The sequence below is a fragment of the Vibrio sp. A11 genome (assembly GCF_013048705.1).
GTDB classification, from domain to species: Bacteria; Pseudomonadota; Gammaproteobacteria; order Enterobacterales; family Vibrionaceae; genus Vibrio; species Vibrio metschnikovii.
Window position 1 is genome coordinate 62,854 of sequence record NZ_VHSI01000013.1, and the last position, 18,755, is coordinate 81,608.

At 47.6% G+C, this 18,755-nt stretch carries 20 protein-coding genes; 6 read left to right on the plus strand and 14 right to left on the minus strand.

Annotated features, from left to right (window positions below):
• Nucleotides 1–33: 33 nt before the first annotated feature.
• Nucleotides 34–510, minus strand: a complete 477-nt coding sequence (greB, locus tag FKQ60_RS13405; protein WP_170906650.1) for a transcription elongation factor GreB — start codon at nt 508–510, stop codon at nt 34–36.
• A gap of 135 nt (nt 511–645) precedes the next feature.
• On the opposite strand from greB, the gene FKQ60_RS13410 reads away from it, so the two are divergent.
• A complete protein-coding gene (locus tag FKQ60_RS13410; protein ID WP_170906651.1) occupies nt 646–1,263 on the plus strand; it encodes a hypothetical protein in 618 nt (205 codons plus the stop codon).
• An 84-nt stretch (nt 1,264–1,347) separates the two neighbouring features.
• Nucleotides 1,348–3,669, plus strand: coding sequence for a Tex family protein (locus FKQ60_RS13415; RefSeq protein WP_170905306.1), 2,322 nt, complete (start codon nt 1,348–1,350; stop codon nt 3,667–3,669).
• 294 nt (nt 3,670–3,963) lie between these two features.
• On the opposite strand, the gene FKQ60_RS13420 is transcribed toward FKQ60_RS13415, so the two are convergent.
• Nucleotides 3,964–4,434 carry an ATP-dependent Lon protease gene (locus tag FKQ60_RS13420; protein WP_158137473.1) on the minus strand — a complete coding sequence of 157 codons (471 nt, stop codon included), beginning with the start codon at nt 4,432–4,434 and terminating at the stop codon, nt 3,964–3,966.
• Nucleotides 4,435–4,555: 121 nt separating this feature from the next.
• A complete protein-coding gene (bioH, locus tag FKQ60_RS13425) occupies nt 4,556–5,332 on the minus strand; it encodes a pimeloyl-ACP methyl ester esterase BioH (RefSeq protein ID WP_154169911.1) in 777 nt (258 codons plus the stop codon).
• A gap of 92 nt (nt 5,333–5,424) precedes the next feature.
• On the opposite strand from bioH, the gene FKQ60_RS13430 reads away from it, so the two are divergent.
• The 4 genes from FKQ60_RS13430 (at nt 5,425) to cysQ (ending at nt 8,405) form a co-directional block, all read left to right on the plus strand.
• Nucleotides 5,425–6,144 carry a ComF family protein gene (locus tag FKQ60_RS13430; protein ID WP_170906652.1) on the plus strand — a complete coding sequence of 240 codons (720 nt, stop codon included), beginning with the start codon at nt 5,425–5,427 and terminating at the stop codon, nt 6,142–6,144.
• A gap of 83 nt (nt 6,145–6,227) precedes the next feature.
• Nucleotides 6,228–6,818, plus strand: a complete 591-nt coding sequence (gene nfuA, locus FKQ60_RS13435) for a Fe-S biogenesis protein NfuA (protein WP_170906653.1) — start codon at nt 6,228–6,230, stop codon at nt 6,816–6,818.
• A gap of 190 nt (nt 6,819–7,008) precedes the next feature.
• Nucleotides 7,009–7,569 (plus strand): ADP compounds hydrolase NudE, encoded by a 561-nt coding sequence (gene nudE, locus FKQ60_RS13440; RefSeq protein WP_154169909.1) that lies wholly within the window; start codon nt 7,009–7,011, stop codon nt 7,567–7,569.
• Nucleotides 7,570–7,577: 8 nt separating this feature from the next.
• Entirely contained in the window at nt 7,578–8,405 is an 828-nt protein-coding gene (gene cysQ / locus FKQ60_RS13445) for a 3'(2'),5'-bisphosphate nucleotidase CysQ (RefSeq protein WP_004394385.1), read from the plus strand.
• A 55-nt stretch (nt 8,406–8,460) separates the two neighbouring features.
• On the opposite strand, the gene FKQ60_RS13450 is transcribed toward cysQ, so the two are convergent.
• From FKQ60_RS13450 to gspD, 11 genes are read right to left on the minus strand one after another with little or no spacing between them, the layout of a single operon-like run.
• Nucleotides 8,461–9,219, minus strand: coding sequence for a type II secretion system protein N (locus FKQ60_RS13450; protein ID WP_170905303.1), 759 nt, complete (start codon nt 9,217–9,219; stop codon nt 8,461–8,463).
• 1 nt (nt 9,220) lies between these two features.
• On the minus strand, nt 9,221–9,715 hold the full coding sequence (locus tag FKQ60_RS13455; protein WP_040903895.1) for a type II secretion system protein M: 495 nt from the start codon (nt 9,713–9,715) through the stop codon (nt 9,221–9,223).
• Complete coding sequence (gspL, locus tag FKQ60_RS13460) at nt 9,715–10,941, minus strand: type II secretion system protein GspL (RefSeq protein WP_170906654.1); 1,227 nt, start codon at nt 10,939–10,941, stop codon at nt 9,715–9,717. Before gspL ends, FKQ60_RS13455 begins: the two co-directional genes overlap by 1 nt.
• Nucleotides 10,910–11,923 carry a type II secretion system minor pseudopilin GspK gene (gspK, locus tag FKQ60_RS13465; protein ID WP_170906655.1) on the minus strand — a complete coding sequence of 338 codons (1,014 nt, stop codon included), beginning with the start codon at nt 11,921–11,923 and terminating at the stop codon, nt 10,910–10,912. The genes gspL and gspK overlap by 32 nt, the downstream gene beginning before the upstream one ends.
• Nucleotides 11,910–12,542: a type II secretion system minor pseudopilin GspJ gene (gene gspJ / locus FKQ60_RS13470; RefSeq protein WP_040903891.1), complete on the minus strand. Its 633-nt coding sequence runs from the start codon at nt 12,540–12,542 to the stop codon at nt 11,910–11,912. Before gspJ ends, gspK begins: the two co-directional genes overlap by 14 nt.
• A complete protein-coding gene (gspI, locus tag FKQ60_RS13475) occupies nt 12,529–12,885 on the minus strand; it encodes a type II secretion system minor pseudopilin GspI (RefSeq protein ID WP_040903889.1) in 357 nt (118 codons plus the stop codon). The genes gspJ and gspI overlap by 14 nt, the downstream gene beginning before the upstream one ends.
• Complete coding sequence (gene gspH / locus FKQ60_RS13480) at nt 12,878–13,453, minus strand: type II secretion system minor pseudopilin GspH (protein WP_161425426.1); 576 nt, start codon at nt 13,451–13,453, stop codon at nt 12,878–12,880. The genes gspI and gspH overlap by 8 nt, the downstream gene beginning before the upstream one ends.
• Before the next feature lie 52 nt (nt 13,454–13,505).
• Nucleotides 13,506–13,949 (minus strand): type II secretion system major pseudopilin GspG, encoded by a 444-nt coding sequence (gene gspG, locus FKQ60_RS13485; protein ID WP_040903885.1) that lies wholly within the window; start codon nt 13,947–13,949, stop codon nt 13,506–13,508.
• A gap of 35 nt (nt 13,950–13,984) precedes the next feature.
• Nucleotides 13,985–15,205 (minus strand): type II secretion system inner membrane protein GspF, encoded by a 1,221-nt coding sequence (gspF, locus tag FKQ60_RS13490; RefSeq protein WP_004394379.1) that lies wholly within the window; start codon nt 15,203–15,205, stop codon nt 13,985–13,987.
• Nucleotides 15,206–16,717: a type II secretion system ATPase GspE gene (gene gspE, locus FKQ60_RS13495; RefSeq protein WP_170906656.1), complete on the minus strand. Its 1,512-nt coding sequence runs from the start codon at nt 16,715–16,717 to the stop codon at nt 15,206–15,208.
• A complete protein-coding gene (gspD, locus tag FKQ60_RS13500) occupies nt 16,717–18,744 on the minus strand; it encodes a type II secretion system secretin GspD (RefSeq protein ID WP_170906657.1) in 2,028 nt (675 codons plus the stop codon). The genes gspE and gspD overlap by 1 nt, the downstream gene beginning before the upstream one ends.
• Nucleotides 18,745–18,755: the final 11 nt, after the last annotated feature.

The window sequence follows — 18,755 nt, forward strand, 5'->3', positions numbered from 1 at the left end:
TCCTAGCCCCAACTTGACGAACCAATGGGGTAACTATTTTTCGTAACGAATGGCATTAATAAACCAGAGTTTATCACCGGTTGGGGTTTTTACTGTCACTTCTTCATCCACTTGCTTTTTCAGCAAGGCGCGCGCCATCGGAGAGTCAATGGAAATGTAGTCTTTGGCATCACCATAAATCTCTTCTGGACCGACAATACGTAAGGTTTTCGTCTCGCCTGCTTCATTTTCAATTTCGACCCAAGCGCCAAAAAACACTTTGCCCTCTTGCTGTGGCGAGTAGTCGACGATTTTCAACTCAGGCAACAACTTGCGTAAGTAGCGCACGCGACGATCGATTTGGCGCAACAAGCGTTTGTTAAAGGTGTAATCGGCGTTTTCAGAGCGGTCACCTAAGCTGGCAGCCCAAGTGACAATCTTGGTAATTTCCGGGCGTTTTTCATGCCATAGATGATCATGCTCTTGCTTAAGCTTTTCATAACCAGCACGTGTAATCAGTTTCGTTTTCACTATCTACCTCAATGACAAGATAATTACAAAAATTAAAATAATTTATTTTCGTGATAAGAGTCACGTAAAAACTTAAAATTAAAAACAGTGTTCATATAATATATTAACCATTTCCCCCATAACTAGGATATCCCAATGAGACAGCTTACCGCTTGGCAGACGGTTCAACGACACATTCTCGAAGCTCTATTACTGACTTTCTTAACGTTACTGGCTCCCATCATGGTCTATGTGGATCTCAACATTTTCCAACACGGTGTACCAGAAATTGGAGCTACCGAAATTACCCAAGAACTGTTTGCTCTAATCAGTGCACTATTATTTGCAAAACTGGCCTACAAATTACCACAAGCCCGTGGTTTCTATACCCTTGTGGCAGGTTTTTTCTTATGCATTGTGATTCGTGAACTTGACCAGTTTTTTGATCTTCTTTGGCATGGCTTTTGGGTTATTCCCGCATTATTTTGTGCACTATTATCCATCGGTTATGCCAAATTTCGTTGCCAAGGTACAGTACTGAAACCGATGGCCGATTTTACTCAAACCAAAGCCTATCCCTTTTTGTTAATTGGCCTGTTAATTCTGCTTATCTTTAGCCGAGTGTTTGGCAGTGGCAATCTATTTTGGATCGGAATCATGGGGGATTCCTATGAGCACGGCTTCAAAAATGCCCTACAAGAAGGGTTAGAGCTTCTGGGTTACGGCTTTATTTTTTACTCCGCTTGTCTGAGTTTCGTTAAAAATCGTTCGTAATACTAAGCAATGGCATAAAAGACGTTGCAGCAGATAATTGGCTACGTACAATCCGTATATCATTGATAGACAGAGAGACCACGGATGAGCCACGCTATCTGCCAACAGATTGCCAACGAGCTGAATGTCAGCCCTACACAAGTTATCGCCGCCGTTAGCTTAATTGATGACGGCAACACAGTGCCATTTATTGCTCGCTACCGCAAAGAGGTAACGGGAGGATTAGATGATACGCAACTGCGTCACTTAGATACCCGTTTAAGTTATTTGCGAGAAATGGATGAGCGCCGTCAGACGATTCTTAAATCGATTCAAGAGCAAGGTAAGCTCACTCCAGAGCTCGAACAAGCGATTCTTGCCGCTGACAACAAAACTCGCTTAGAAGATCTCTACCTACCTTATAAGCCGAAACGACGCACCAAAGGTCAAATCGCCATTGAAGCCGGTCTTGAACCGTTAGCGGATCGCTTGTGGTTACAAGGGGATATCGAACCAGAGCAAGCCGCCTTAGCTTATATCGACGTCAATAAAGGCGTTGCCGATAGTAAAGCGGCATTGGATGGCGCACGAGCGATCATCATGGAGCGCATCGCTGAAGATGCCGACCTATTAGCCAAAATACGCCACTATTTAACCCGTCACGCGGAGATTGTTGCTCAAGTCGTGGCAGGTAAAGAGCAAGCGGGTGAAAAGTTTAAAGACTATTTTGATCACCGAGAGCTGATCAGTAAAACACCATCACATCGTGCTTTAGCCATGCTGCGTGGCCGTAACGAAGGCTTCTTAACTCTGAGCTTAAATGCCGACCCTCAGCAAGATGAGAGCCTACGCCACTCGTATTGCGAAACCTTAATCGCCGAACATTATCAGTTGCATCTCAGTCAAGCTCCCGCAGATCAATGGCGTCAGCAAGTGATCAGTTGGGCGTGGCGAATTAAAGTCTCGATGCACATGGAGACTGAGCTGATGGCCGCGATGAAAGAACGTGCGGAGATTGAGGCTATCGATGTGTTTGCTAATAACCTCAAAGATCTCCTGATGGCAGCACCAGCTGGCCCTCGTGCAACGCTGGGGCTCGATCCGGGGCTGCGGACTGGCTGTAAAGTCGCCGTCGTCGATGCGACCGGAAAAGTACTCGCCACCGACACCATCTATCCACATGTACCACAAAATCAATACGAGCGAGCGATGCAAACCGTCGCAGCATTGGTCAACAAACATCAGGTGGATCTGATTGCCATCGGTAACGGTACCGCCTCACGTGAAACCGATACTTTTGTTGCCGACTTAATTAAACGCGGCAATCTTAAGATACAAAAAATCATCGTCAGCGAAGCGGGGGCCTCGGTGTATTCTGCCTCTGAACTGGCCGCGAAAGAGTTTCCCAATATGGACGTCTCACTGCGCGGTGCCGTATCCATTGCTCGTCGTTTGCAAGATCCATTGGCAGAATTGGTCAAAATTGATCCTAAATCGATTGGTGTGGGTCAATACCAGCACGATGTCAGCCAAACGTTGCTCGCCAAGCGTCTTGATGCGGTAGTCGAAGACTGTGTGAACGCCGTTGGGGTCGATGTCAATACCGCCTCGGCTGCACTCCTGACTCGCGTTGCTGGCTTATCTGCAGCATTAGCACAAAATATTGTTCAATATCGTGATGAGCATGGCCGCTTTGAAGGACGAACCAGCTTGAAAAAAGTACCGCGTCTTGGCCCCAAAGCCTTTGAGCAATGTGCGGGGTTCTTGCGGATTATGGCGGGGAAAAATCCACTCGACGCCTCTGCGGTCCACCCTGAAGCTTATCCGGTGGTCAAAGCGATTGCTGAGAAAAACCAGCAAGACATTAAATCATTGATTGGTAACAGTACCTTTTTGCACTCGCTACGCGCGGTCGATTATACCGATGAGCATTTTGGCCTACCAACCATTACCGACATCATTAAAGAGCTGGATAAACCGGGACGCGATCCTCGCCCTGAATTCAAAACGGCGACCTTTGCTGATGGAGTCAATGAGATGAAAGATCTCGAAGTGGGGATGATTTTGGAGGGCGTGGTGTCTAACGTAGCGAATTTTGGCGCTTTCGTTGATATTGGTGTGCATCAAGATGGTTTAGTGCACATCTCCGCTCTAACCGACCGTTTCATCGCTGACCCACGCGACGTGGTGAAAGCGGGTGACATCGTCAAGGTCAAAGTCATGGAAGTCGACGTACAACGTAAGCGGATTGCACTATCTATGCGTTTAAACGACGAGCCGGGACAAGAGAGCCGCGGACAACGCCCGTCATCCACCACTCAAGCGCGTCAGCAAACTTCGCCGCCTCCTCGTCGCCGAGATGAACCAGCGCAAAATGGCGCGATGGGCGGTGCCTTTGCGGCCGCCTTTGCTAAAGCGAAAAAATAACGCCAACGCATACCCCAACAACTTGGCGTTACAGGTAGAAGGCAAGTGAGTGACCTATTTGAACAGCCGTAGGCTAGCTTTGAGGGAGAGTCAAGGACGGCTCTCATCATCCCGATGAGCATAAACAGGCGATGTGATTGGGGTGAACGAACGTAGCTAACACCCCTGCAACTTCAAGTAGGAAGGGGATATCAACACATCGTCAATACTCTACTTGGTAAAAACAAATCCCCGCAGCATTGGCTGTGGGGATTTTTTATTCACCTTATCATTCCAGCTTATGCTCAATGATAACTACAGGATCGCTATCACTTCTGATGGCGTATTAGGCGCTACAGAATGACCGTAATGAAATTGAATCACTGTCCGTCGTTTCGCCATTTTGCCTTCAGTTATTGCCGCATCAATGATCCGCTTTGGCAACCGAAAACGCATTGTATAGCCTTTACCTTGCTCCTCACTGTAAGAAGACAGTGCTAATAAATCAAACAACCGATCCAATTCACTGCGTAGTGCTTCACGCTGTCGTCGTTTAGACTCTTGATCACTCTCTTGCTCATAGTTAGGATGCTCAGCAGGATCCCAAGCGGATTGTTTACGCCGCTTGTCCTCTGCTTTGGTTTTACGCTCAGCTTGGCTTTTGGTGAGCTCTACCGGTGCCGTAACAGGCGCACGTATCCGATTATCTCGTGACGCTTGCTCTGTTTGCACATTCACTGACGGGGCGATAAGTGGCACGCTAACATTAGTCGGTGACACGATCATAACCGAGTCCTCCTCAGTGTCGCACCCCCTTCGATTAAGCTACCGTTAGGGATAACTTATGTATCGACCAATCGTGGCGGTTTTTTAGCGCTTATTCACTAATCGGCAACAAAATTTACTGTTATTTTGCAAAGCTGAGCAATTGCTGACAAAAGGCGTCTTGCTCGGTCATAAAAGGCGCATGCGAAGAGGCTTGGAAAATAGAGGTCTGACTATTGGTTTGCAGTTGATGCACAGCCTCTGCAACACGCAGTGGGACTAATCCATCCAATCGACCATACATACGCAGCACTGGCATGGTTAACTGAGTCAGTTGCTGACGCATATCGGTCTCGGAAAGCAGTTGTAATCCGGTTAATAACGCTTGGTGAGTCGGCATTGGCCGCGCTAATACCGCTTGCTTAAGCGCTTTGATTTCTTGACGCGCACTCGGGCTACCCATGGCTTGTAAAGCAATAAACCGCTCAATCATCAAGGGTAAATCGGTTAACAACTGGTCGGTAAAGGTATCCAATACCTGTGGTTTGATTCCCCGCCATACTGGCGTCTCTTGCTCGCTGGCGGTAAATTTAGGTGACGAAGCAACCGTGACTAACTGGGTAACTCGTTGCGGGTAATGCAGCGCGATATGGGTAGCAATTAATCCCCCTAAAGACCATCCTACCCAGATCGCCTGCGACGGTGCTTGGTCCAATACCACTTGAGCGATCTCGGCTAAACTCGCTGCTGACGATTGAGCGCTATAACCATAACCGGGCAAATCCAGGATATGGACACGAAACTGGGTTTGTAACCGTTGACTGGTTTGCTGCCACACAGCACCATTCATTCCCCATCCGTGAATCAGCACCAGATCAGGCCCTTCGCCTATCACTTGCCAGTACAGCTTTTCGGTCATGTTCACATTTTCTCCTACTAAAACCCGCCTCTTAAGGCGACTATCTTCGCCATACTTTACCTCAATCTCTATCGCATCATCCGAGGTTTATTATGTCAATGTGGCGAGATCGGATATCGACTATCACCCACGCTTGGCTCACGCCAACCTGCAGCTTATGCCATCTGCCTTTAGAGCCTCAAGCGCAGCATGGTACTTGCCACGCCTGCCAAGCTTGGTATGCTCCCAGCCTTCGTTGCCAGCGCTGTGGTTTACCTTGCCTAACCATCACTCCCCAATGTGGTCAATGCTTACGTTCCCCTCCCCCTTGGCAACGGCTGTTTTGCATCGGTGACTACCGATTCCCATTGAGTCACACCATTCATCAACTTAAATATCAGCGTCAGTTTTGGCAAGCGCGTCATTTAGCCGCTCGACTCGCTGAATGCATCACTGAGCCAGCTCCGCTGATCACTTGCGTCCCATTACACTGGCGCAGACAATGGCAAAGAGGGTTTAATCAAAGCGAGCGTCTTGCTCGCCCCCTTGCCAAGCACGTAGGTAGCCAGTTTGACCCGTATCTGTTTACCCGCACTCGCTCCACTCCCGCTCAACAACAATTAACCAAATCACAGCGTGAGAAAAATTTATCTGGTGCATTTCAACGTCTATCGATTCCACACGTTAACCATGTCGCTATCGTCGACGATGTGGTCACTACCGGTAGCACTATCCGACAATTATGTGATTTACTGCTTGAAGTTGGCATCGAAAGGATTGATATTTATTGCTTATGCCGCACTCCTGAGCCGAGCGATGCATTCCAGCCATAATCGAAGTAAAAAGGGCTGGATCCTCGGCGCGACTGGAGTAGAATGGCTAGCAAATAACCTACAAAATCACTCAGGTATTCGTCGTGTCAACAACTACTATCGTTATTACTGAATCCGCTCAGTCTCATTTTGCCAAACTCTTGGCACAGCAACCCGAAGGAACGAACATTCGTGTGTTTGTGGTTAATCCCGGAACACAAAATGCCGAGTGTGGCGTCTCTTATTGTCCACCAGAAGCGGTAGAAAAAACCGATACCGTGATCCCTTTCACTGATTTTTCTGCGTATGTCGATGAACTCAGCTTACCGTTCCTCGAAAACGCTGAAATTGATTTTGTGACCGATAAAATGGGCTCACAACTTACCCTTAAAGCGCCAAACGCTAAAATGCGCAAAGTAGACGATGATGCCCCATTAATGGCGCGCGTTGAGTATGCGATTCAAACTCAAGTTAACCCTCAACTTGCTGGGCATGGCGGTCACGTGAGCTTAGTGAACATTACCAATGAGGGTGTCGCTTTACTGCAATTTGGTGGTGGTTGTAATGGCTGCTCGATGGTCGATGTCACTCTAAAAGAAGGCATTGAGAAAGAACTATTGGCCCAATTTGCTGGCGAGCTAACCGCGGTACGTGATGCAACGGAACATGATCGCGGCGACCACTCTTACTACTAAATCAGAGACAAACAGCGCAGGCGTGACTTACGCTGTTTGTGTATTCCCCCTTCTCGCGGGTTGAACGTTCAGCACGATTGATGACGTCAATATGATCCGTACGGCCAATACAGCAAGTAAAAGGGAGATATTTCCACCTATCTCATTTTCTTATATAGTAAGAATAGTTTGCCTGCCAAGGAGTTAGTGGATGTCCTCGAAAACAGCACCAGAAATTTTAGCGCAACGCGCCGTCGCCCAATCTAAACTGTTTACGATTGAAGCTCTCGACCTCCGTTTCTCGAATGGCGAACAACGTACCTATGAGCGCATGAAACCCAGTGGGCGTCATGCCGTCATGATGGTACCGATCACCGCTCAAGGCGATTTGTTGCTGGTTCGGGAATACGCAGCAGGAACAGAGCGCTATGAACTCGGCTTTCCCAAAGGTTTGATCGATGCTGGAGAATCCGCAGAACAAGCTGCTGTTCGCGAATTAAAAGAAGAGATTGGTATGGGAGCCGATCGTTTAATACCGCTCAAAGAAGTGGTGCTTGCCCCCTCCTACTTCTCCAGTCGAATGACACTTTTTATTGCACAAGACCTATACTCAGATCAGTTAATTGGTGATGAACCGGAGCCACTCGAAGTCATACGCTGGCCTTTAGCACAAGCCGAAGAGTTATTAACCCATCTTGATTTTAGTGAAGCTCGCAGTATTACCGCTTTATTGCTGGCTCTTCGTCACTTGTCTATTGCCGCAAACGAATAGGAAGTATCATGCCCACAGCCAAAGATCTCTCTCATCTTTTACCTGATGTGATCAGCATTGCCCGCTCTGCAGGCCAACTGATTCTTGATATATACGAGAATAAATCTTACGAATCGTTTGTAAAAAGTGATGAAACGCCAGTCACCAGCGCCGATCTCGCCGCCCACAAATTAGTCACTGAACGGTTAATGGAACTCACTCCAGACATTCCGGTTCTTTCTGAAGAAGCCGCGAATATTGGTTTAGAAACCCGTGAAACGTGGCAGCGCTACTGGCTGGTTGATCCTCTCGATGGTACCCAAGAGTTTATTGCGCGCAGCGGAGACTTCGCGACTGTGATTGCCTTAGTTGAACATAACCGACCAGTGATGGGGGTGGTGTATGGACCAGTTTCTGGCGTCACTTATTATGCTTATCAGGGCAAAGGGGCATGGAAAATTCCCGATATGTCAGAAAGTCTGCGTATTTATAGTCATAAGCATGAGTTAGCCGGTCAATCAATCGCTATCGCCATCAGTCGCCGACAAGACATTAATCGCATCACTCAGCGTTTAAGCCATCAATGGAATTACGATTTAATCCCGCTTGGTTCAGCGGCGCTCAAAGCGTGTTTAGTCGCTGAAGGTGCGGTTGATTGTTATCTACGCCTAGGACCAACCGGAGAATGGGATACCGCCGCGACACAATGCATTGTCGAAGAGGCCGGTGGGCGGATCTTAAATACTCAACTCGATCCCCTGTCGTACAATGAACGAGATACCCTAGAGAATCCGAATTTCATCGTGTTAGGCGATGCCGATTTGCCTTGGGATGAAATATTAAAGATAAAAGATTAGCAACGTGCAGGGCATCCCCTGCACGTCCCTCTTAAACCTTCATGACCTGACCACTTTACAGACGTCCCTGTTGACTAAACGAGTAACGACCTTGGCTATCTGGGCTGGGTAAATAATCTAACTGCTGAGCCAGCGATGCTGGAAATTGTGCGCCCGGCTTAAACCAAGCTTGAGCTGCAAAGCTTCGATCTGCTTGAAGCCGTAACGAAAACTCACTGCTTACTTGCTCCGTCTGTTGACCGCCCGTTATTTCAAACACACTCTGCTGACAAGTAAAATCAGCAACCACCGCTCCTAACGCTAGCTCACCAAGTGGTGAACCAACTTGACCTTGATCCCAAGTCATCACGCCTTGCGCTGTGTCACACCAAGGAGCACGGTAGCGATAATCACGTAAAGTCAGCTCCACTTGTCCTTCAAGGGTCAGAGGAATAGGTAAGGTTAAATAAGGTTGTAGCTGCTTGGCCGGTAAGGAGATCACCAGATGTTCAGCAAAAGGGCCCGACCAACCATAACCAACCACACCACGTCCTTGCCACTGTACATCACTACCCCGTCCAAAACGCACCGCTAGCCGTGCTTGGGCTTTTAACAGCGCCGACCATTGCCACTGCCATTGAACCGCCCCCGAATTCTGTTGTTGCCAACGAACTTGACTCGCGCTGCCATTCCAAATAGTCCCTTTAACACCTTGCAGGACTAACCCTGAGGGTAATGGAAGGTGCTTAATCACGACATGAGCGGGAAGGTGAAGCAACGCACTAACGAAAGCGACCGAGATAAATAGACTCAAATAGCCAATAATACGCTTCATGTTATCCGACCCGCTTAAACTGTAGACGTCTGACTTCAACCATGCCCGAAACTTTACCGCGCTCAAGATCCATAAACTCAACCTCAATCCCTTGCCGCTCTTTTAAATGAGCCAACCAAGCAACCAACTGGGTAAATGGTACCGGTTGAATCCATACTTGCATACGGTCGCCACGCGGCTGCACTCTGACTAACTCAATATTGAATTGCCCAGTCGATGCGGCGATCACTTGGTTTAACGGTTGAGCAGAGCGCACCACACCGCCTTGCTGACGTAGAGCGCTAATTTGATCGGCCGTATTTTCTACCCATTGTAATAGTTGGCGTTCACTTTGGATGCGAGTTTTGGCTTCCTGACTGCGTTGATTGAGTGGTGCAATTGCCCCCCAATAGACGAACCCGAGCACCAAACAGAGCACCGCGACCGATAATAAGCGTTGCTCACGCTGACTAATACTTTGCCACCATAGATAAAGTGGAGTTAATTTGTCTTTCATTACTCACTCCCTTCCTTAGGTTTCAAAACAAACGATCCTGATACCCGTTGCTCATTACGGCTGAGCTGTCCTTGCTCGACCAAAAAGTACTCCGCTAACTTGACTCTCGCTTGTTCAAACGATTGAAAATCACTACTAGTGACATCAAGACGCACTTCACTGCGATTGCCGTCAAAACGTAAACTTTGCACTTGCATATCAGTCACACTGCCAATCGTCTCTGGTAATCGGCTGAACCAACTTAGGACATCTTCACCTTGCGCTGAACCAGAGAGCGCCGTTAACTCATCCGTCATCTGTCGTCTCAAATAACTGACGGTTGGAATACGCTGCTTATCAGGAAAAATCTCTCTAAAAATACGTTCACTTTCATCACGATAGCTTTGCGCGAGCTGCGTATCTTTATGAACTTGTAAACCATAACTGGTCATCAATACCACCAGCAAAAACAAACCGGCGATCACGGCCTTACGCCAAATCAACCAATATTTATTCCAAGAGGATTTGGGCTTAAAAGGCCCAGTCAGCAAATTTATTTTATGTGTGAGCACTTGCTCAGTGAGCAGCACCAACAACGACGGACAAGCCATCGGCTGCCACGATTGTTGCTCACTCAAGGGAAGTTCGGGTAAAGGAGTATAAGCCGTGAGAGGTAAATACTCGGTCTGATTCTTAACCCAGTCCGACGCACAAAACCACGTTAACCAGTCCTTATCAACCGATAATCCACTGTATTCACCTTTACGCACCAGCCATTGATCACCCATTTGACCGGCACTTAATCCCTCCTCATGCACCGGCAAAGCCAACACATCGGGGACCACTCGCTTAACGTCTAGTCCTAACGCTTGTAACTGCTCCAGCATGGCCTGTAACCAGGCACGATCAACGCCAGCAACAAAGGCTTGATCGCCTTGTTTACCTAATACACTAAAATGCAGTTCATCAACATCTTGCGCGATCTCTTCTTCTAAAAGATAGGGAAGCATGGCGGCAAACTGCCGACTGCCTCCTGCAGGGATCGTGACTTGAGTTAACAGTAAGTCGCTGGTTGATAGCAAAATTATCGTTGAACGCTGAACCGCGTGCGGGGTCAGTTGTTCGAGTTGTTGTCCATTGCTTAGCTCACCACTGGCGATCACTTGTTGCTGAGTCGATGACCAGACTAACCAAGGGATAATTGCATTTTGTTGACTACTCAGCCGAACGATCAAGCTTTCGCTCACTGACTCCTCCATAGCGACGGCTAACTACCGTAGCATCCTTTTTATTACTGCTATAAAACAGACTACGAACACGCACTCGGGACGTACCCACCATCACCTGAGCATCCAATTCAAAATAGTGACTATCGACACTTAAATACGCTCTTGCCTCTTCACGACGCGCATTATCGACGGCCGCGATCGCTGGCTCGGCGAGAAAACTCGCCACGCTATCCCAACCATCAAAGGGGCGAGATTCTAACACAGACTTAGCGTTGGCCTCATTTAAATACGGGCTAAACATGGCCACCAATAATGGCGCTTTTTCTGGTGGTAAGGTATTGATATTTAAACGCCAATCTTGAGTCGGTAGTGCACAGACATACGATGACAACTGATGCATTGCTTCGCCACTCACTTGATACACTGCCCGCAATTCACTGGCATCGGCCAATAAACCATTTGGCGGTAAATACGCTGGTGTCATCGATTCATACAAGCTATCTTCTGCACCATTGGAACGATTAACCCGATCATCGGCATCAATAAAATCCCATGCCGCATCAGCAATCGTTTCGGCTTGAAAATTATCAATCTCTACTTCATCCAACAACGCGCGCCATACTCGATAGAGATAAGGTGGCGTTGGTTCGTTGCTGGGCAGCAAACCAGCAAATGCATTAAGATTAAAACAAGCTTGGGCATCAACTAAACTACCCGTTACCACGCCATAATCTAGCGGATAAGTTTGATGTTGTTGAGACCAAGGCTGATTCAAACTGATCACATCACTGTCTTGATAACTCTGTTCAATCGCGGCTTTGGCTAACGCCTCCACCCCCAGCGTATACCAATACGCTTGCTGATAGCCCAGTTGGTGATTAGCACGTTGAAACTGACTAAACATACGCTGCGACATCGTCGCAGCAATCGAAACCATCACCGCCAGCAGTAATAACACGACGATTAACGCGACTCCGCGCTGGGCATTAGGATGCGCCATCGGCCTCTCCTAATGAAGCGCCAGTTAATAAATAGACTCGCTCAATCTCACCATAATCTTTCAGTGTTAAGCGCACGCTGACCGCTTCGGGCAATCGACGCTCCGATTCCCATTGTTCTGACCACTCTCCCCGTTGATAAAAGCGCATCGACCAGCTTTCAACCTCGCTCAGCACTGGCGCAATGACTGGCTCTTGTGCAACAGGAGTGTCAGGATAACGCCACCACACTCTTTCTAGGACATGATCTTTTAAACGATAACCGACTTTAAGTACTTCACCACGCGGAAACTGTTGCTGGGGGTTATGCCAACCTAAGCGGGTAAATAACACGCCTTTTTCATCTGAATCGAGCAAATAATCTCGCCACTGGACAAGGAGTCCGGTCGGAGCTTCACCATTAGTACGAAAAGCGCGTGCCGCCATTTGTCGAAAGTCGGCATCCATCATTACCATCGCGCGCTGTAGCTCACTCAATCGGGCTTCTCGTTGTGCAGAAACTTGATTACTCAGTTGTACCTGATAAAGCACCTGATAAGCTGCAATACTTAAACTGGCAAAAATCGCTATCGCCACTAGGACTTCGATTAAGGTAAATCCGCGTGTTTTATTTGCTGACATAGCTTCTAACCGTGACCAAAGGTTGGCCTTTTTCTGCGCTGGCAACACTGACATCAAAGGCAGATAACACTGGCGCAGTGGTCGCAATCGGCGCAACGCGCCAGTACCAAGTGCGACCAGCAAGTTCCTCTTTGCCTTCTTTTGCCGCGAGTGAAGCGGGGGTTAACATGACCTTGGCCATCTGATTATCGGCTACCATTGCCGCGAACATTTTATCTTCCAGATAACCAATCGTATTGACGTGCTGAGTCACCGCTCGAATCACACTGATCGCCGCGGTAGCAAAAATCGCTAACGCGACCAAAACTTCCAACAGCGTAAAACCGCGCTTCCTTTTACTCATCACTCTCTCCTGGTGCGAATAGGCGAATATGCCCATTATCTTCGACCACGACTTGCCAAGCTTGTTCGACGCTCTCCTGATGAGGGTAAAGCAATAAACGAAACGGGGTGATTTCACCACTAGAGAGAATAAATACTTGTGGCGCAGGTTCGCTTTGCTGTTCTTTGTACTCAGCAAACCTCTCCTCATCAAACAAAGATCCTGGGGTGAAGAGTCGGTTTTTATCCTGCCAAACGCCGCTACCGAGAACAAAATCGAGATTGAGTGAATCGGCTAAGCTAAGTTGAGCAGCAAAACCAATTTTATCGATCTTTTGCCAGCCTTTCTCGGTCAGCTGTACAAAGGTAAAACGTTTATTGGGCTCATCAATCCGTAAGCCAAAATCAAAACCACTGAGCAGTGCCTCTTCATTGAGTAACTGTAAACGCTGAAACAAGCTCTGCGCAGCCACATCAGCTTGATCATTTTGTCGAGCTGGCAACGTGGCGATCACCGCTACCGCACTGATCGAAATCAGTACCAATACGAGCATGATTTCAAGTAGCGTAAAGCCTCGGGTAAATTTCATTACTGATGACTGCTCAATGGGTTATCGGTAAGCAACAGGAATGTCACGGGATTTATTGAAAATCCTGCAAATTCCAGTTACCAATCACGGCGTTCGAACCTTCGCCACCTTCTTGACCATCCGCCCCTAAAGTAAAGACATCAATCCGACCATGATCGCCAGGGCTTAAATATTGATAATCATTGCCCCAAGGATCTTTCGGTAGACGACGAATGTATCCACCGTCACGATAATTACGCGGTTCAGGGTTTGATGGCTTGGTCACCAACGCCTCTAAGCCTTGATCCGTCGTTGGGTAAACATTGTTATCCAAGCGATACATATCCAAGGCATTTTCTAAGGCAACAATATCGGTAATGGCTTTTTGTTGATCAGCTTTCTCTTTGTTACCTAATAAGTTAGGCACAACGAAACTGGCTAAAATTCCTAAAATTACCACCACCACCATCACTTCCAGTAAGGTAAAACCTGACTGTTTACTTGCTCTTCTATTCATAGTTACTCCATTTCGATCCAAGCATCGTACACCGATTAACGGCTCATTAAATTATTCATTTCTAAAATCGGCATCAAGGTTGCCATGACAATAAACAGTACCAATCCAGCCATTAACGCAATTAACGCAGGGGTAAAAATCCCCAGTGCGATATTCACCGTCGATTCAAAGTTGGCATCCTGATTATCGGCAGCACGGGTCAACATACTCTCTAATTCACCACTTTGTTCACCACTGGCAATCATGTGCAACATCATGGGCGGGAACAACTTGGTTTGAGATAAGGCTTTACGCAAGCTAGAGCCTTCACGTACGTTATCGGCCGCCAGTAAGACTTGCTGCTTAACGTATTGATTGGTCATCACATCAACCGCTACTCGCATACCATCGAGGATCGGAATCGCACTGGAAGTACAAATCGATAGCGTGCGCGCAAAACGCGACGTGTTCAATCCTTTGGCAATTTTGCCGATCATCGGCATAAACAGCAGCTTTTTATGCCAGTACAAACGAACGTTAGGTTTACGCAGTAACCATTTGATAAAGTAAATACTCACTAACACACTTGCTAGCAAGGTTAATCCCCACTGCTGAACAAAATCACTTGAAGAGAGCAAAAATTGGGTCGATGCAGGCAGCGCCTGTCCCATCTGTACAAATTGACCGACAATTTTCGGCACCACCGCAGCAAGTAGAAAAGCCACGATTCCAACAGCAAACACTACTAAGACAATCGGATACAACAAGGCTTGCATCAATTTAGATCGCATCTTTTGCCGATTTTCAGCGTAATCCGCTAACCGCTCTAAAATCGCATCCAAATGCCCCGATTTTTCACCCGCAGCGACCATTGAGCGAAACAGATCATCAAAGATATGTGGGTAGTCGGCCAAGCTATCGGCTAACGTATAACCTTCGGTGACTTTAGCCCGCACTGCAGCCAGCATATTACGGATCCGTGGTTTTTCCGATTGTTCAGACACGGCGCGTAAGCACTCTTCTAACGGCATCCCTGACTGAACCAACGTCGACAGCTGACGAGTCAATAAAGCCAGATCGGGTGTACTAATGCCGCGAGGTTTGACCCAACTGCTTTGTTGAGCTTTAGCTGCTTTGGCTTGCGTCTCCACCACTTCAATCGGCAGCAAACCTTGCTCTTTTAAACGTTGACGGACTTGACGAGCATTATCACCTTCGAGAATGCCTTTTTTTTGCCGGCCTTTGGCATCCAGTGCTCGATATTCAAACGCTGCCATTTACGACTCCTTGGTCACGCGCAACACCTCTTCAAGTGAAGTGATCCCTTGGCGGACTTTATCCAATCCATCATCGCGAATGCTTGGCGTTTGTTCACGAATCGCTTGTTCTATCGCTTGCTCCCCCGCTTCGCGATGGATCAGCGCTTGAACCTTATCATCCACTAACATCAGTTCATGAATCCCCGTTCGCCCACGGTACCCCTTAAAATTACATTTCTCACAACCTGCGGCGCGATAAAGGGTTAATGGCTCTTTTTTACTGACCGAAAACAGCTTACGCTGCTCTTTATCCGCCTCGTATGGCTGCTTACAATCTGGGCATAAAGTACGTACCAAACGCTGTGCCAGCACGCCCAACAACGAAGAGGAAATTAAAAAAGGTTCGATACCCATGTCACGTAAACGAGTAATCGCACCAATTGCGGTATTGGTATGCAACGTCGACATCACTAAGTGACCGGTCAAAGAAGCTTGCACCGCTATTTGCGCCGTTTCCAAATCACGAATTTCTCCGACCATCACCACATCCGGATCTTGACGTAAAATCGCCCGCAGACCACGAGCAAAGGTCATATCGACTTTGGGGTTAACTTGCGTCTGGCCAATACCGTCAATATCAAACTCTATCGGGTCTTCTACCGTGAGGATATTCCGTTCACTGCTATTCAGTTCTTGCAGTCCGGCATATAACGTAGTCGATTTTCCCGACCCCGTCGGTCCAGTGACCAATAAAATACCGTGTGGCCGAGCAATTAACTGGCGGAAATTATCGTGGTTGGCTTTGGTCATGCCTAAACTGTATAAATCTAACCGTGTAGCATTTTTATCCAACAAACGCATCACGACTCGCTCACCATGAGAAGAAGGCATAGTAGAAACACGCACGTCGACTGCCCGCCCGCCGATACGCAGAGAAATACGCCCATCTTGAGGGACGCGTTTCTCGGCAATATCCAGTTTAGCCATCACCTTTACCCGTGAGATAAGCAGGGGCGATAATTTACGGCTCGGTGATAGCACTTCACGCAGGACACCATCGACACGAAAACGGATCGATAACACTTTCTCAAAGGTTTCAATATGAATATCCGATGCGCCTTCTTTGATTGCCTCACCTAACATGGCATTGATCAATTTAATGATCGGCGCATCATCTTCTGACTCTAATAAATCTTCACTTTGCGGCAGCTCTTCGGCGAGAGAAAAGAAATCATCGCTATCGGCACCAATGTCTTCCATTAACTGACGCGCTTCGGATGAGTCTCGTTGGTAAACCTGGGTGATTTTGGCTTCAAATGCCTCAGCGCTGATCTCACTCAACGCAAACGGCTGTTTGATTACGCGTTTAATTTCAACCAGAGCAGGGATCGACAATGGCACAACGCAATACACCGTGGCATGGTGTTGCGCTTCATCCCACTCTAAAACCAACTTATGGCGCTGAGCAAAACTGAACGGTAAGCGACGAATCCGCTGCCCCCCCTGCGTATCAATCACATCCACACTCATTATTTATTATCCATTTGATCAAGAAAAGCTTGCAATTCAGCAGGATGACGACGAGATTCACCATATTTCGGTAATACAGGAATATTGCTATTATCCATTAACTTGAGTCCCTGATCGGCTTTAAATAGCTGCTCAGCTCGAATATAGTTGTACTTGCGCTGAGTGATACCATCCGCGGTCATACCATCACGAATAATGGTTGGCTTAATAAACACCATTAGGTTTTTCTTTTCTACCGTGGTATTGGTCGAACGGAATAGATAACCTAATAATGGAATGTCACCAAGGATCGGCACCTTAGATTCGCTCTCTGCGGTACGCTCATCGATCAACCCGCCAAGCACCAGCATTTGTCCATCTTGCACCATCACCGTGGTATTCAACTGACGCTTAGCAAAACGCACATCGACCGCGCCCTGAGCACCAAGCACGTTGGAAACTTCTTGTTCAATCGAGAGCTGAACGGAATCACCTTCGTTAATTTGTGGCACGACTTTCAGTTTGATACCGACTTCTTTGCGCTCTACGGTTTGGAATGGATTATCGTTATTCGAACCAGCGGTTGAACCGGTTAATACTGGCACTTCTTCACCAACAATAAACGAGGCTTCACCGTTATCCATTACCGTAATGCTCGGTGATGATAAGATATTGGTGCTGGAGGTGCTCGATACCGCGCTGATCAGCGCCGTCCAGTCACCCATCATTACTCCAAGCGCGGCACCATTGACTCCTGATAAAGCCGAAGCAAGTGTTGAGTAGTCACCTTTTTTTGTGGTTGTCTCATTTCTTAAAAAATTACCATCTCGATCATAAACCGCTCTCGATTCAGTAGTATCTTTCGCTTGCTCTAATCCAACCATAACCTGGCCCACTTGCGCACCACTATTGCCGTATTGAATTACCGCACCGTCTTTTAATGAGCCCCATTGTACGCCGAGATTAATCCCATCACCTTCAGCCATTTCAACAATCAAAGCTTCGATCAGCACTTGAGCGCGGCGAATATCCAGTTGAGAAATCACGTCCAGCAAAGAGTTCATGATATCTTGCGGCGCAGTGATCACCAGCGAGTTGGTATCGGTATGCGCGGAAATCATCACGCTGCTACGTGATGAACTTGCACTACGCTGGCCACCTTGTTTTTCGGCCTGGAGATTTTCAGACACATCTTTCAAAACGGTAACTAAATCAGCGGCTTTAGCGTATTTCAGATAGACCACGCGGTTATTGCCTCGCGTAGCCATTTCAACATCCAACTGATTAATCAAGCGTCTCATTCGCTCGCGCACTTTCGGATCACCCGAAATCAAAATCGAATTGGTACGATCATCAGCAACGAATCTTGGTTGTAAAAACTCAGGCGCATTTTGTGCGTTATTGGCACGGCTCAGCGCTTCGACGATCCGCACCATTTCAGAAGCAGAAGCATTGCGCAGCTCGACCACTTCAATGTCAGTATCGCCAGCCTGATCAACGCGATGAATAATATTGGCTAAGCGATTGACCACCGCAGCATGGCCCGTAATCAAAATGATATTCGCCGGATCATAGTGCACTACGTTGCCCGCGCCAGCGTTATCAATCAACTGACGCAATAGCGGAGATAGCTCACGAACGGAAACATTCTTCACGGTCACCACTTGAGTGACGACACTGTCACCAAAAGCACGATCATCATTGCCCAGTACCGGAATAGCCGAGGTTTTAGCATCTTTAGAGCGAATCACCTTCAGTACACCGTTATCCATCTCCACCACGGCAAATCCATACACTTCAAGGACATTCAAAAAGAAGCTGTAGTACTGCTCTTCATTGAGGGTGTCGTAGCTGCGTACATCAATTTTTCCGCGTACCGAAGGATCGACGATGATGGTTTTTTCAAGATTTCGTCCAACGATAGTAATAAACTCTTGAATATCGGTGCCTTTGAAACTGACACTGAAGGTTTGATTCGCCTGTGCTAATGGCGCTGCAATTAGGCTTGCCACTAAAAGCCAGCTACTTTTCTTAAGCCAATGCTTCACACAATACTCCC